At 66.5% G+C, this 14,492-nt stretch carries 14 protein-coding genes; 6 read left to right on the forward strand and 8 right to left on the reverse strand.

What is annotated here, in order from left to right:
- Positions 1 to 981 (reverse strand): NUDIX hydrolase (locus W823_RS58825; RefSeq protein ID WP_023958337.1); only part of this gene is annotated, 981 nt, incomplete at its 3' end.
- A gap of 137 nt (positions 982 to 1,118) precedes the next feature.
- Here W823_RS58825 and W823_RS43220 point away from each other — a divergent pair.
- Positions 1,119 to 2,594: a CCA tRNA nucleotidyltransferase gene (locus tag W823_RS43220; RefSeq protein ID WP_031332346.1), complete on the forward strand. Its 1,476-nt coding sequence runs from the start codon at positions 1,119 to 1,121 to the stop codon at positions 2,592 to 2,594.
- A 16-nt stretch (positions 2,595 to 2,610) separates the two neighbouring features.
- Here the strand turns inward: W823_RS43220 and W823_RS43225 are convergent, their stop codons facing one another.
- The 3 genes from W823_RS43225 to W823_RS43235 form a co-directional block, all read right to left on the reverse strand.
- Positions 2,611 to 3,420, reverse strand: a complete 810-nt coding sequence (locus tag W823_RS43225; protein ID WP_031332348.1) for a transglutaminase family protein — start codon at positions 3,418 to 3,420, stop codon at positions 2,611 to 2,613.
- Positions 3,421 to 3,511: 91 nt separating this feature from the next.
- Positions 3,512 to 4,411, reverse strand: coding sequence for a diacylglycerol kinase (locus W823_RS43230; RefSeq protein WP_023958342.1), 900 nt, complete (start codon positions 4,409 to 4,411; stop codon positions 3,512 to 3,514).
- Positions 4,408 to 6,033 (reverse strand): FAD-binding oxidoreductase, encoded by a 1,626-nt coding sequence (locus W823_RS43235; protein ID WP_081729756.1) that lies wholly within the window; start codon positions 6,031 to 6,033, stop codon positions 4,408 to 4,410. Before W823_RS43235 ends, W823_RS43230 begins: the two co-directional genes overlap by 4 nt.
- A 20-nt stretch (positions 6,034 to 6,053) precedes the next feature.
- Here W823_RS43235 and W823_RS43240 point away from each other — a divergent pair, with 20 nt between their 5' ends.
- The 3 genes from W823_RS43240 to W823_RS43250 are packed head-to-tail and all read left to right on the forward strand — an operon-like array spanning position 6,054 to position 9,394.
- Entirely contained in the window at positions 6,054 to 6,650 is a 597-nt protein-coding gene (locus W823_RS43240) for a TetR/AcrR family transcriptional regulator (protein ID WP_023958344.1), read from the forward strand.
- Positions 6,647 to 8,212, forward strand: coding sequence for a glycerol-3-phosphate dehydrogenase/oxidase (locus W823_RS43245; protein ID WP_023958345.1), 1,566 nt, complete (start codon positions 6,647 to 6,649; stop codon positions 8,210 to 8,212). Before W823_RS43240 ends, W823_RS43245 begins: the two co-directional genes overlap by 4 nt.
- A 15-nt stretch (positions 8,213 to 8,227) precedes the next feature.
- Positions 8,228 to 9,394 carry an acyl-CoA dehydrogenase family protein gene (locus tag W823_RS43250; protein WP_023958346.1) on the forward strand — a complete coding sequence of 389 codons (1,167 nt, stop codon included), beginning with the start codon at positions 8,228 to 8,230 and terminating at the stop codon, positions 9,392 to 9,394.
- Here the strand turns inward: W823_RS43250 and W823_RS43255 are convergent.
- A complete protein-coding gene (locus W823_RS43255; protein WP_031332350.1) occupies positions 9,388 to 10,479 on the reverse strand; it encodes an aminotransferase class V-fold PLP-dependent enzyme in 1,092 nt (363 codons plus the stop codon). The two genes, W823_RS43250 and W823_RS43255, sit on opposite strands and share 7 nt — an antisense overlap.
- Positions 10,480 to 10,593: 114 nt before the next feature.
- Here W823_RS43255 and W823_RS43260 point away from each other — a divergent pair, with 114 nt between their 5' ends.
- Positions 10,594 to 11,139 carry a hypothetical protein gene (locus W823_RS43260; protein WP_023958348.1) on the forward strand — a complete coding sequence of 182 codons (546 nt, stop codon included), beginning with the start codon at positions 10,594 to 10,596 and terminating at the stop codon, positions 11,137 to 11,139.
- Between the two features lie 188 nt (positions 11,140 to 11,327).
- The gene (locus W823_RS0129200) at positions 11,328 to 12,827 is read left to right on the forward strand and encodes an AMP-binding protein (RefSeq protein WP_081729757.1); all 1,500 of its coding nucleotides are present in this window, start codon (positions 11,328 to 11,330) and stop codon (positions 12,825 to 12,827) included.
- A gap of 18 nt (positions 12,828 to 12,845) precedes the next feature.
- Here the strand turns inward: W823_RS0129200 and W823_RS0129205 are convergent, their stop codons facing one another.
- Genes W823_RS0129205 through W823_RS43270 form a run of 3 tightly spaced genes read right to left on the reverse strand, consistent with a single transcriptional unit; the run spans position 12,846 to position 14,472 of the window.
- Entirely contained in the window at positions 12,846 to 13,649 is an 804-nt protein-coding gene (locus tag W823_RS0129205) for a hypothetical protein (RefSeq protein WP_062796123.1), read from the reverse strand.
- Positions 13,646 to 14,062 (reverse strand): hypothetical protein, encoded by a 417-nt coding sequence (locus W823_RS43265; RefSeq protein WP_030166927.1) that lies wholly within the window; start codon positions 14,060 to 14,062, stop codon positions 13,646 to 13,648. The genes W823_RS0129205 and W823_RS43265 overlap by 4 nt, the downstream gene beginning before the upstream one ends.
- Positions 14,059 to 14,472, reverse strand: coding sequence for a hypothetical protein (locus tag W823_RS43270; RefSeq protein WP_023958350.1), 414 nt, complete (start codon positions 14,470 to 14,472; stop codon positions 14,059 to 14,061). Before W823_RS43270 ends, W823_RS43265 begins: the two co-directional genes overlap by 4 nt.
- Between the last annotated feature and the right edge of the window lie 20 nt (positions 14,473 to 14,492).

Genomic DNA, 14,492 nt, shown 5'->3' on the forward strand with positions numbered 1-14,492 from the left:
GCGGCGAGGCCTCGCCGGTGCGGGCGGAGGCTCGTTGCGCTTCTGGTTCCGCGCGGCCGCGGCCTTCTCGTAGGCGTTCGGTTCGGTGCGCGCCCCCTTGGCCTCGGACTCGGCCATCCGGTCGGGGTCGGCGACGAGCTCGGCGATGACGTCCTCGGCGACGCGCGCCAGTCGTCGCTCGTCCGAATAGGTCAGTCGACGAGGGAGCTCGGCGAGTGGAACCCAGGCGACTTCGGCCACCTCGTAGTCGGCGTCGGAGAGTTCACCACCGGTGAAGCGCATCAGGTAATGGTGCACCGTCTTGTGGATCCGTTTGCCCTCACTGACAAACCAGTAGTCGATCTTTCCGAGGGGGGCCACCACGTTGCCCTCGATGCCCGTCTCCTCGGCGACCTCACGGATCGCCGTCTGTTCGGCGGTCTCCCCCGTCTCGATGTGACCTTTCGGCAGCGACCACATCATCCGGCCGCGGCGATCGACCCGCCCGATGAGGGCGGCGCACCGCTGCTCGTGCGGTCCGTCGAGGCCCGACACCATCAGCCCGCCGGCCGAGGTCTCCCGCACCGTGCGAAGTCGTTGTTTGGCCAGGTTCGGGGGCACCTTGGCAGGGGCTTTGACCTTGCCCACATCCGAAGGCTTGACCTGCGCGGTCCGACCTTCGACAACGTGGGTTCCGGCGACCCCGGTGGATTCACTACGGGCGGCCTCGACGCTGTGGTCGGCGGGGCGTGACGGCTTTCGGCGACGTCCGCGACGCGATCGTCGCGATCCGGGGGCCGACGCGGTGGCGTCGGTGACGGTCGAGTCGTCGCTGCGTTGCGGTTCCGGACCTGGCTGGGGACTCGGCTGGGGACGGGGCTCTGCTCCACTGTGATGAGAGCTGTCGATCCGGGTGGCTGTCGATCCGCCGCGCCGATTGCCGCGCCTGCGCCGCGGACGTCGAGGGACGTCCCTATTCGGCTCGGTGGGTTCGGCTGACACTCACACGATGCTAGTCGCCGTTAACCCACCGTTTCTGCCAGCGGGGCCGATGGCGGCGCCCTGGACCCACCGCGGTTTGGTCATGCCGCGCGATCGGGGTTCGGATCGTCGCCGGTCGGTCGGTAGTCTGGCCAGTCGTGACAACTCCCCCTTCTTCCACCGGCACCTCGGCCGCCGATGAGCGACGCACCAGGTTGCTCGCAGCCGCTGCGGTGTCGTTGCGGGGACTCTCGGACACCCTCGATCCCCTCGGGGCTCGATTTGCCGCAGCGGGACACGAGCTGTTCCTCGTGGGCGGCTCGGTGCGCGACGCGGTGCTGGGCCGGCTCAGCACCGGCGACCTGGACTTCACCACCGACGCACGTCCCGAGCAGGTGCAGGAGTTGCTGCGCGGGTGGGCCGAGGCCATCTGGGACACCGGGATCGAGTTCGGCACCATCAGCGCGGTCAGGGCGGGTATCCAGATCGAGATCACCACGTTCAGGGCCGATTCCTACGACCGGGTGAGCCGCAACCCCCAGGTGCGGTTCGGTGATCGACTCGAAGACGATCTGGTGCGCCGCGACTTCTCCATGAATGCGATGGCCGTGAAGATCGGTGCCGACGGCAGCCAGGAGTTCATCGACCCTCTCGGTGGGATGGACGCGTTGCTGGCCGGGGTGATCGACACGCCCGCCGCGCCCGAGGATTCATTCAACGACGATCCGCTGCGCATGTTGCGCGGTGTGCGGTTCGTCTCGCAGCTCGGGTTCTCGCTGTCACCACGGGTGTTCGCGGCCACGGTGGAGATGGCAGGCCAGATCGAACGGATCACTGTGGAGCGGATTGCAGCCGAACTCGACAAGCTGATCCTCGGCGAACATGCGGTCGAGGGAGTCGAGACGTTGTGTGAGACCGGCCTGGCCGAGCTGATCATCCCCGAGATCCCCGGGATGAAGTTGGCCATCGACGAACACCATCAGCACAAGGATGTCTACACCCACTCCCTCACCGTGCTCGCCCAGGCGATGGATCTCGAGGACGGCGATCCCGATCTGGTCTTGCGGTGGGCGGCGATCCTGCACGACATCGGCAAGCCGGCGACCAGGCGTCACGAACCGAACGGTGGGGTGAGTTTTCATCACCACGAAGTGGTCGGCGCCAAGATGGTCCGCAAGCGCCTGCGCGCTCTGAAGTATCCGAAGGCGGTCATCGAGGACGTCGCGAACCTGGTGTTCCTGCATCTGAGGTTCCACGGCTACGGCGACAATCAATGGACCGATTCGGCGGTGCGACGCTACGTGACCGATGCCGGTCCCCTGCTGCCGAGGCTGCACAAACTGGTGCGGGCCGACTGCACCACTCGCAACAAGCGCCGGGCGCGCAAGTTGCAACAGAACTACGACAACCTCGAGCAGCGCATCGCCAGGATCGCCGAACAGGAAGACCTGGCGAAGGTCCGGCCCGACCTCGACGGCAACACCATCATGGAGCTGCTCGATCTGCCCCCGGGCCCGATGGTCGGCAAGGCCTGGCGGTATCTCAAGGAACTACGGCTCGATCGCGGACCCATGTCGCGCGAGGAGGCCGAAGAGGCGTTGCGGCAATGGTGGGCCGCCGAGCAGCAGAGCTGAACCGGCTGTTCCTTGCCTAGCTGAGTGACACCATCTCGCTGATGTCGTCGTTCGGGAACGGGCCGTCGACCACAGCGGTCACCGTTGCCTTGTTCAGGGTGATCGCGCCCCTGTGGTTGTCGAGAAAGGCGGTGTCCGCGGCGTCACGGCCGGTCGAGATGCGGACCAATGTCTGGCGAGGCGCCAGGCAGGTGGCATCGACAACTCGCCACCGGTCGTCAACGAATGCCTCGGCGACCGCGTGGAAGTCCATCGGATCGCAACCGGGCGCGTACACGGCGACAAGTCGAGCCGGGACGTTCACCGCCCGCAGGATCGCGACCACCAGGTGTGCGTAGTCGCGGCAGACGCCGGCGCCGGCCAGCAGGGTATCGGCGGCACCGTCGATGGGGTCGCTGGAACCCGGGACGTAGTCCAGATGCGTACCCACCCACGATGCGACCTTCTCGAGCAGCTCCGCGGGGTCGGTCATATCGCCGAATTGCTTTGCGGCGAAACCGAAGAACTTGTCGGCCTCAGCGTATCGGCTCGGCCGCAGGTACATCGACAGGTCGTGGTCGGACACCGGTGCCGGGTCGGCGGAACCGAGGACGGTGGCGGTGTACTCCACCTGCAGATTGCCCACCCCGGCGTGCAGCATGTGGATGCGGCTTCCGTGCGCACCGCTGATCTCTTTGGCCGACACGGGTTTTCCGTCCAGTACAAAGGACAGCGACTCGGTGACCTCGGCCCCGGGATGCGGGGCCACGGTGATCTGGAACTCCAGATCGGTCTCGCCGGTGATGTCGACGTCGAGATGGGCGGATACATCACGTTTTGAGCACAGGAACTCCTCGGCAGGACGGGACTCGGCACGACGGGACTCTGCGGAAGGGAAGCCCCGTGCGGCTTGGATTGGTGCCCGACGACGACGGCGGCTACGCCAGGAACGTTACCGCACCCGGTCGCACCTCGATGGTTGCCGGCAAACGCCCGATCCGGTCGCCATCGGCATAGATCGGCGCGGTTGGTACGCAGTCCAGGACAATGCGTGAACCACGGAACTGCTCGACCTCTTTGTGGTCGATGTGCTTGCCGCTGTACATGGTCGGGAACAATCCGAACATCTTCAGACGTGGTCCGTGAGAGATCAGCGTGAGGTCGAGCAGGCCGTCGTCGATGACCGCCGACGGCGTGATCTTCATCCCGCCGCCGTACGAGGGTGTGTTGCCCACCGCCGCCAGGATGAGGTCGCGTTCGAATGTGTTGTCGTCCACCGTGATCCGATAGCGAAACGGCTTCATCCGCGACAGTTCGGCGACCGCCGCCAATGGATAGCGCAATTGCCCCTTGGGCCAAGACATGTTGTTCGCGCGCTCGGTGACCAGCGCGTCGAGTCCGGTGGCCGCGACCGTTCCGAAAACGGCACTGGGGCCGCCGGCCGGCGTGATGACCGCGATGTCGAACGGTCGGCGGCGTCCGGCCGCGATGATGGCGGCCGCAGCAGCAGGGTCGTCGGTGGGGATCCCCAGAGCGCGTGCGTGGTCGTTGCCGGTCCCGGCCGGGATGAGACCCAGCGGGACACCGGTGCCGCCGACGGCCTCCAGGGCCAGGCGAACGCTGCCGTCGCCGCCGACCACCACCAGGGCGTCGATGTCGGATGCGGCCGCCGTGCGCGCGAGTTCGCGGGCGTCGTCGGGGTCGCGGCCGACCAGCTCGGTCACCTCCACACCGCGGTCACGCAGCGCGGCGAGTGCGGTGGTTGCGGCGCGTACGCCGAGGCCATGGCGGGCAGCGGGATTGATCAGAGCGGACACCCTGGCGATCGCAGTGGTCATGGGATGAGTTTGCCCGGGTTGAGGATGCCGGTGGGGTCGAGCGCGGATTTCACCGCGCGCAGGACCCGCAGTCCCACGTCGCCGACCTCGTCCGCCAGCCACGGCCGGTGGTCGGCGCCGACGGCGTGATGGTGGGTGATCGTCGCACCGGAATCGATCATCGCTTGTGATGCAGCGCTTTTCGCATGCAACCACTGCCCGATGGGATCATCTGTGGCCCGGTAGACCACCGTGAAGTACAACGAAGCCCCGGTGGGGTAGGTGTGGGAGATGTGGCAGAGGACAAGGGCGGGGGAGCCGGATTCCTCGATGGCGGTGGTCAGGGCTGTGGCCACGGCAGCCTTCGTGTCTGCCAGCCCGGCCCAGGTGGTCGCGGTCTCGAGGGTTTCGCAACCGACGCCGATCGCGAGCAGCGCATCACGTAGGTACGGGGCGTTGAACCTGCCGTGCGCCCAGGCCCTCGCGGGCTCGGCGCCCATCGATGTGGCGCCGGCAGCCGAGAACAGGGCGGCGGTGAGGTCGCGGCGCGCGGCGGCGAGATCGTCTGTGCCCTCGAAGGTCGTGATCGCCAGGCAGCCGCCTGACCGGGCGCCGTCCTGATCACCTGCGCCGATCTCTGCTGGCCTCGCCAGGTTCACCCCGGTCTCCGCCTCATCCGACAACCGCATCACCGTAGGACCACCGCCTTGCTGTGCCACGGCACGCAACGCATCTGCGCCGGAGGCGAAGTCGGGAAAGTGCCATGCTTCGCCGATGGTCACCGGGGGGATGCGGCGAACTCGCACGGTGACCTGCGTGATGATCCCGAAGGTGCCTTCCGAACCGAGGAACAGTTGCCGAAGGTCCGGCCCTGCAGCAGTTTTCGGCGCGCCACCCGGGTCGAGGGTGCCAACGGGCGTGACCACTCGTAGGCCGGTCACCATGTCGTCGAAGCGCCCGTACCCGGCTGATGCCTGCCCCGACGATCGGGTGGCCGCGAACCCGCCGATGGTGGCGAACTGAAAGCTCTGTGGAAAGTGCCCGAGTGTGAAGCCGTGTTCGGCGAGGAGTTGTTCGGCGGCCGGTCCGGTCACCCCTGCGCCGAGGGTGGCCTGCCCCGACACGGTGTCGATCGCGAGCAGTTCGTCGAAACGGCGCAGGTCGACCAACAGCGTCGCGCGGTGCTCGCCGCTGTCGGGATCGAGGCCACCGACCACGCTGGTGCCGCCGCCGAAGGGCACCACGGCCACCTCGGAGAGCGCGCACCACTGCAGCAGGGCATGTACCTCGTCGTCAGACGCGGGGATCGCCACACCGTCCGGCGCGGCCTGGTCTATCTGCTTGCGTCGCAACAGGTCCAGGGTCGATTTACCGCCGGATCGGATCAGCCGATCACCGTCGGCGGTCGAGACGGCGTCGACGATCGCGCGCAACGCATCGAGGTCGGCGTCGGTCAGGCGGGTGGGGGACAGGCGCACCTGATCGGCGGTCGGTGCATCGATCGGATCGCCGGAGATACCCAAGACGCCGACAAGAAGGTTCTTGATGTCAGCGGAGAGGTGGGTGGCCGCCCCTTCCGCTCCCCACGCATCCCACTTCATCGGGGGAAGCGGTAGTGCGTGTTGTGGGTAGTTCACCGTCATGCGTTACAGTTTTACACAATATGTCAATCCGTCACGCCAAGATCGCCGCAGTGGGCGATGCATCCGTCGCCGACCGCGTTCTCGACGCGGCGCGGATATGTCTCGTGCGCGCAGAAGGCGGCAAGATCACCCTCGCCGAGGTCGCGCGACTGGCCGGCGTGAGTCGGCCGACCGTGTACCGACGCTGGCCCGACGTGCAGTCGGTGACCGCCGACCTCGTCACGAGGGAGATGAGCCGGGTCATCGCCGGCGAGCCGCCACAAGGCACATCGCTGGGGGACAAGGTCGACCGAATTGTCGCCGTGGCCGACGCCATCCGTCGCAACGACCTGTTCGCGGTGTTGTGGAGTGAGCCGTCGGCAGCGCTGGCACCGTATGTGTTCGTCAGGTTCGGACGGAGTCAGCAAGCGGTGCTCGCACTTCTGAACCGCACGATCGCAGACGGTCAGCGCCGCGGCGACATCCGCGACGGCGATCCGGACCAGCTGGCCACCATGGTCCTGCTGATCTGCCAGTCCACGATCCAGTCCCACGCGATCGTCGAACCCATTCTCGGTGAGCGATGGTCGCCAGAACTGCGGCACGCACTCATGTCCTATCTGAGGAGCGCGCCATGACCGGCCGACCCCTGTCTTTTGCCGATGCGTCGTTGAACGCCGACCGCCGCACCAGCGAACTCGCACAACTCGCTTCGCGCACCGATCCGGTGGACGTACTGGTCATCGGTGGGGGTGTCACAGGGGCCGGGGCGGCACTCGATGCAGCAGCCCGCGGGCTCTCGGTGGTGTTGGTGGAGGCGCATGACCTGGCGTTCGGAACCAGCCGATGGAGCAGCAAACTCGTCCATGGCGGTCTGCGATACCTCGCGACCGGCAACATCGCGATCGCACGCGAATCCGCGCTCGAACGTCATCGGGTGATGACGGTGATCGCACCGCATCTCGTACGGCCGGTCGGCCAGCTGTTGCCTGTCTACTCCGACACCCCGTTTGTCGCCAAGGTCGCGGCCCGCGCAGGCATGCTTGCCGGAGATGTGCTGCGGCACAACGCCAAGACCCCTGCCGCCGTATTGCCGCGCTCACGCCGGGTCTCGGCGCAGCGGGCCGGCGAACTGTGTCCGGGAATCCGGACCGATGGGTTGCGGTCGGCGGTCCTGGGACACGATGGGCAGCTCATCGACGATGCCCGTCTGGTGGTCGCACTCGCGCGTACCGCGGCGGGTCTCGGCGCCAGCATCTGTACCTACACCCGCGCCTCCGACGTCACCGGGCACGGCGCTGTGCTCACCGACACCCGGACGGGCCACAGCTTCCCGATCGCAGCCCGGTCGGTGATCAACGCCACCGGGGTGTGGTCGGGCCAGGTCGACGATTCGATACGCCTACGGCCAAGTCGCGGAACGCATCTCGTGGTCGACGCCGCTGCTGTGGGGAATCCGACCGCCGCCCTCACCGTTCCGATGGCGGGCAGCATCAGCCGGTTCGTCTTCGCACTGCCGCAGCAGCTGGGCCGGGTGTACATCGGGCTCACCGACGAAGACGCACCAGGCGACATCCCGGACGAGCCCACCCCGTCCAAGAACGAGATCGATCTGCTGCTCAACACGATCAATCAGGCACTGCGCCGAGAACTCACCCGGTCGGACATTCGCGGCACCTACTCGGGACTGCGACCGCTGATCGACGACGGCGGCACGGGGGAGCGGGCCACCGCGGACCTGTCGCGCAACCATCTGGTCCGGGTCAGTCCCACAGGTGTGATCACGGTGGTCGGCGGGAAGCTGACGACCTACCGCCAGATGGCCCAGGACGCCGTCGACGAAGCCGTCCAGCGCGGCGGCATACGCGCGGCATCGTGCGAGACCGAGTCACTGGCACTGGTGGGCGCCGTCGGGCGGACCGGCGACAGCACACTGCCGGAGTCGCTGGTGGCGCGGTTCGGTGCCGAGGCCGAGCGCGTCATCGAGACGGCCACGGTGAGCAACCCGGCCGGCCGAATAGCCGAGGACATCGACGTCACCCGGGCCGAAGTGCAGTACGCGCTGACCGCCGAAGGGGCGCTGAACGTTGATGACATCCTGGCCAGACGCACCCGAATTGCGTTGGTGCCCAGCGATGCCGACGCGGCACGCCCGGCAGTCACCGAGATCGTCAAGGCGGCAGTGTCTGCGAGCGCTTGACCCTATCCTGGTGCGATGAGCGAAGTCACCGAGGACGACCTGGCCGACATCCTGGCGGCAACCCGGAGTTTTGTGCGTGAGCAGGTGGTTCCGCGCGAGCAGGAGATCGCCGACGGCGATGCGATTCCTGCCGACCTCTTGCAGGCGGCCAAGGACATGGGCTTGTTCGGGTTCGCGATCCCTCAGCAGTGGGGTGGTCTCGGTCTGGACCTCGAGCAGGATGTCCGGCTCGCACAGGAGTTGGGCTACACGAGTCTGGCCTTCCGGTCGAGCCTCGGCACCAACAACGGCATCGCTGGGCAGGTGCTGGTGGAGTTCGGAACCGATGAACAGAAAGAAGCCTGGCTGAGCCGGATCGCGTCGGGCGAGGTGGTGGCGTCGTTTGCGCTCACCGAGGATGGGGCCGGTTCGAATCCGGCGGGCCTACGAACGAAAGCCGTTGCCGACGGGGATGATTGGGTGATCAGCGGGGAGAAGCGCTACATCACCAACGCGCCGTGGGCCGATCTGTTCGTGGTGTTTGCGCGCTACCGGCCGGCCGATGAGACCGGCCCGGGCATCGCAGTCTTCCTGGTGCCTGCCGATACTCCCGGAGTGAGTGTGGGCCCGAAGGATTCGAAGATGGGCCAACAAGGGTCGGTGACCGCCCAGGTCTTCTTCGACGACGTCCGGGTACCCGCCGCGTCACTTGTCGGCGGTGATCCAGAGGTGGGATACCGGGCGGCCATGACAATTCTCGCCCGTGGCCGCATCCACATCGCGGCAGTCGCAGTCGGGCAGGCGCAACGTGCATTGGACGAATCGGTGCAGTACGCCGCGCTGACGACGCAGGGAGGCACCACGATCGGCGACTTCCAGTTGGTGCAGGCAATGCTCGCCGACCAGCAAACCGGCGTGATGGCCGGCCGGGCGCTGGTGGCCGAGGCGGCGCGCAAATGGGTCAGCGGCGAGGACCGGCGCATCGCGCCGTCGGTGGCAAAGCTGTATTGCACCGAGATGCTGGGCAAGGTCGCCGACCTCGCGGTTCAGGTTCACGGGGGCAGTGGGTACATCAGAGGTGTTGTGGTGGAACGCATTTACCGAGACGCGCGACTCCTGCGGTTGTACGAGGGCACCAGTGAGATACAGCGGCTGATCATCGGCTCAGGCCTGGTGCGGGCGGAGAAGAAGAGGACTCAGTAACCCATCCCGCGAAGTTCGTTCGCGAGCTGGTCCAGGTGCGACCGCTGGACGTCGAGGTGCGGGCTGATCCGCAGCACCGACTGCTCGGCACTGAGCGGCGCACGCCAGCTGTCGGCGCAGGTGACCAGGATGCCGATGGACCGCAATTTGTCTCGTGCCGCCAGCACGTCCGTCGGGCCCCAGCCCGGGGGAGGTGCGAGGGTGACGATCGCCGAGGGCTCGTTGATCGGTTCGATCACCTCCCAGCTGCCGATGCCGTGCAACCGCTCCCGGGTGAACTGCCCGATGGCCGCGAGTTCGCGGCTGACCCGCTCGGGGCCGAAGCTCTGCAGCTCCTGGATCGCCACACCCAGACCGAGACGTCCCGCGACAAACGCTTCGGAACTCTCGATCTCCGCAGGCCGTACCGAGTCGCCGCGCACTGCGAGGAAGCCGACGCCGCGAGGACCGGCCAGCCACTTGCGGCTCGTTCCGTAGACCACGTCGGCACCGGAAGCGCAGTCTCGTTGACCGAACGACTGGGCGACATCGACCACCACCGGTACCCCGGCGGTACGCGCCAGCTCGACGATCTTCTCGACCGGCTGCACGACTCCGCTGTGAGATCCGATGTGGCACACGTGGATGAAGTCGGGCTGCTCGAACTGCAGCATGTTCTCGAGCGCATCGGTGTCGACGTGTCCGTACACGTCGGCGGACGGGATGGTGTGCACGGCGTACCCGCGGCGCTCGAACTCGTCGAGGTTGGGCCCGAACTCGTTTTTGGCCACCCACACCGATGCCGAGATCGGGAGATTCCAGAAGGTCAGCAGCGCGCGGAGCGCGGCCTTCGCGGACTCGCGGAACGCGAGCTCATGCGCCTGGCGCCCGACGAGCGTGGCGATGTCACGACGGCACCGGTCCAGCGACTCGGTGATCTGTTCCTGGGCCACGTAGGCGCCGCGCTCGGCCTCACGCCACAGGTGAGCGGTGATGGTTTCGATGACCTGATTCGAAGCGCGCGATGCCGCGGCGGAATCGAGGTGGATGCTGACGGGCTCTGTTCGGGCCCGATGCCATAGGTCACCGAGCTCGCTGACGTACATCCGAAGGTCCTCCTCGCAGGTCATGCTGGGTGGCGCCGGGCACTTGGGTCGCTCTTACGCTACCGCGAAGGGGCACGGCGGAACCCGTCACCCACCAGCGCCGTCCAAGTACTCATGGAACCGACGATCGAGTATGTCTTCGGGGCCGGTGACGGGCGGACCAGCACCTGGACCTCGTCGGCAGATCTGACCCTCGGAGGAGGTGCTCCGGATGCGGTTCGGCTCGACTTCGACGGCGACGGACTGTCCGACGATGCGTTGTGGGATCGCGACCATGACGGACGGGCCGACTGCAGCGCGCTCGACCTCGACGACGACGGCGCCGTCGACGCCTGGTTCACCGACGATGGTTCAGGAGTGTGGGGAAAGCGGTCCGAGGGCCTTGCCGGTGCCGGACCGGACGTGCCGCCTGATCCGGCCCGTTCGCCGTCGCCGGTAAACCCGGAAGAGCCGTCTGCACCACCAGGGGAGCGTACGTTCGACAGCAACGCCGATGGACAGGACGACATCGCGGTCTCCCGCACCGGCGGGCGGCTCTACATCGACACCGATGACGACGGGAAGTTCGATCAGGTGCTGATCGACTCGGATCTGAATGGTGTCGCCGACTCGGGGGCCCATCCCGGGCCGGAAGGTTTGACGTTCGACCGCTATGGGTAGCTCCGCTAACAGTTTTCGGATATCGATTTCATCGGACAATCGGCGGATGGTTCGCACAGACGGCCGCTCGAATCGGGCGACGAGTCTCAGGGCGGTTGCCGCCCCTGTCAGCAGCCACCCTGAGAGCCACCCCTCGCTCCACTTGAATGACCGTTACGATCAGAAATGGAAGTAAGGCTCAGTCAACCATGAGGGCAGATGCAGTGCAAGACTTCGGGGCGGCCCAGGAAGACGTAGAGCCTGTGGTGCTGTGCGGGTCCACCGCTCGCACTCACCAAGAGTGCTTCGACCGGGCGGGCCGGATGGCGTCAGCCCTGGTCGACTGCGGTGTCGAGTTCGGCGAGAGGGTCGGACTCCTCGCCTTCAACAGCGTCGACTTCCTCGAGATCTCCATCGCCATCGCCTCTGCAGGAGGCAACCCGGTGCCCATCAATTGGCACTGGACCGCACCAGAGATCACCTACATCCTCGACGACTGCGAGCTGCGGATCCTCTTCTGCGACACGATGCATCTGCGCACCGCCCGCCAGGCCGTTGCCGCGGCGCGCTCGACTGTGCAGATCGTCGAGGTCACCGACGGGGTGAACCGCCGCAATTCGCATGAAGCACTCATCGCAAGTCAGTCCGACGGGCTCGAGTACGGGGAGGGGGCCATGGCGGCCTCGCTCGGCCTGATCTACACCTCGGGTACCACCGGACGGCCCAAAGGCGTTGTGCGCGAGCGCATGAGCGCGGATCAACTGTTCACCGTGGCTGCGGCCACGGCCGAACGCATGGGGCTCCGGCAAGGCGGCGAGCTGCTTGTCGCCGGACCGCTGTATCACGCAAGTCCCAATGCTTTTGCTCTCTTGGGCCTGCGGGTTGGCTCGAACGTGACCCTCATGCCGAGGTGGGATGCCGAAGATTTTCTCGAGTTGATCCACACCAGGCGTATCGAGCAGGCCAAGGTCGTCCCCACGATGCTCTCCCGGTTGCTGTCGCTGCCACCCGAGGTTCGGACCTCCTACGACGTGTCGTCTCTGACGCATCTCGTCCATTCGGCGGCGCCGTGCCCACCGGCCATCAAGCGTGCTTCCATCGAGTGGTTCGGGGACGCGGTCAAAGAGTTCTTCGGCTGCACCGAAGGCGGGATCATCACCTGGATCGACGCACAGGAGTGGTCGGAGCGTCCAGGATCGGTCGGCCGTCCGGTGGGCGGTTCTTCGGTGAGGATCGTCGACGACACGGGCCGGCCGGTGCCGGCCGGAACGGCGGGGCGTGTACAGATCCAGCCGGCGCCGGACTGGCCGGCCTTCACCTACCTACGCAGCCCCACGCCGGCCCGGTTCCCTCTGGATGTGGGCGATGTCGGCTACGTCGACGACGACGGATACCTGTTCTTGACGGGCCGCAGCACCGAGGTGATCATCTCCGGCGGGGTCAACATCTATCCCGCCGAGATCGAGGCCGCCGCGATGGAACTGGCGTACGTCGAAGACGCTGCCGCGGTCGGCCGACCACACGAGGGTGACCTGGGGGAGCAGGTGGCCCTGTATGTGGTGGCCAGGCCCGGGTATGACGTCCAGCCGACCCAGCTGCTTGATGCGCTCAGTGAGCGCTTGGCGTCATACAAGCTGCCACGGATCATCGAGGTGCTCGACCATCTCCCGCGCGACGACAGCGGCAAGGTCTACAAGTTCAAGCTGTGAGGTTGTGCCCGAGTCGTTTCAGGCGGCGGGATTGTGCCGGCGCAGTCGCCGGTCTTCGAGCGCTCGCGCGGTGCGGTAGGTGCGGCCGGCACGCCACACCTGGAACGCGGCCTCGAGACTGAGAAGCAGCGACCCGGCAACGCAAAAGCCGAGCGCCAGCAGTCCCAATGTGACGCTGACAGGGCTTGTCTCGGCTATGGGGATGTCCGCGATATAGATGAGCGCGGTTCCGACGAACTTCCACGCCGCCCAGCCCACACCGAAGAGACCGCCCAGGCCGACGAGATAGCGCAGCGGGCCGAGCTCGGAGCGCACCACGGTCCAGCCGAGAAAGCCTGCCGGAAGACCGATCCAGATGGCGAAGACCGCCTCGTACAGAACAACGTTGAAGTGGTCACCGTATTCGGTGAGGAAGTTGGCCGACGGCGGGAAGTCCGCGTGCACGAGGGTCATGTTGATCACCGCGACAGACGCTGCGGCACCGAGCACCAGGATCATCACCCGTTGGTGCAGTTCGGGATCGGTCCACTCGTCGCCGTCGGGATCCAGGCTGTTTCTCCGGATCGCGATCAACGCACCGACCAGCGCACAACCGGCAAGCACAGCTGATGTTGCGCCCCACATGCGTTCGGCAGTGGTCATCAGATGTCGTACCCCGTCTTCGGGTACGAGCGCTAGGTAGTTCTCTCCGGTGAGGCAGTAAAACGTGATGCACACACCGAAGACGATTGTCGTGGCACGGCGATACCAACCGCCTCGGAGGGCGATCAGGATTCCCAGGGCCACCCCTGTCCAAGCCAGGGCCCCGAGAAGGGTGTTCATGCCACGATGCCAACAGCTCCGAATGCAGCGGTCAGGGCGCGATTGGTCCGGGGCTCATTGCCTCGGCCTTCGGCGAGCGTGCCCACTGTGGTGGCAAAGGCCTCGGCCTTGGCCTCCCGGCGTGAGTTCTGATCGCAACCGTCGTGGCCTGCCAGCAGGTGCCAGGCCTCATGCGCGGCGATGTGGATGCGATGGGCAGTGGAGACGTTGCCCGGGATGACGATGATCGCGGTGCCGTTTGCGGTACGCAACGCCGCCCCCGTCAGTTCGCCTGAGGTCAGGCTGTCCGAGGTGATGCAGCGAACCGCGCAATCGAGTTGGCGGGTGAGGCGGTGTTCGAAGTCCTCCCAGGACCAATCACCTTCGGGGGTGATCGCGGCGGCCAGGCGGAACATCTTCTGTCGGGTCATCATTGTCCGACGCTCTTCTCTGCTTCGAGTACCCGGCTCACCTCGCGGAGCAACGTCGCCAGTTCGGCTCGCCCGGTCGACGACAGCTGGTCGGCGCGAAGTCCGGCCACCTGTAGTCCCGTTTCTTCGATCGCCGCCTGCACCTCTTCGCCTAGAGTGCGAGGGTTGTTCGAAAAGTGGTCTTTGGAGACCCCGAAGAAGGAGCAGATGGCGTCGCGAACGGCGCCGTCGACCTTCATCACGCGACCCTTGCGGATCCGCCACACGAACTGCCGGTCGATGTTGCGGCCGGTTTCTGCCGTGACCCAATCTGCGATCTCGGCGTTCGCGGTACGAGACCCACCCGGCCACCGAATGGCACAGAGCTTATTGAGCTCGATTGCGAACTCCGACACCTCATCACGATTGCGCATGCGGTAATAATGCCAGGTCC

The sequence above is a fragment of the Williamsia sp. D3 genome (assembly GCF_000506245.1).
GTDB lineage: Bacteria > Actinomycetota > Actinomycetes > Mycobacteriales > Mycobacteriaceae > Williamsia > Williamsia muralis.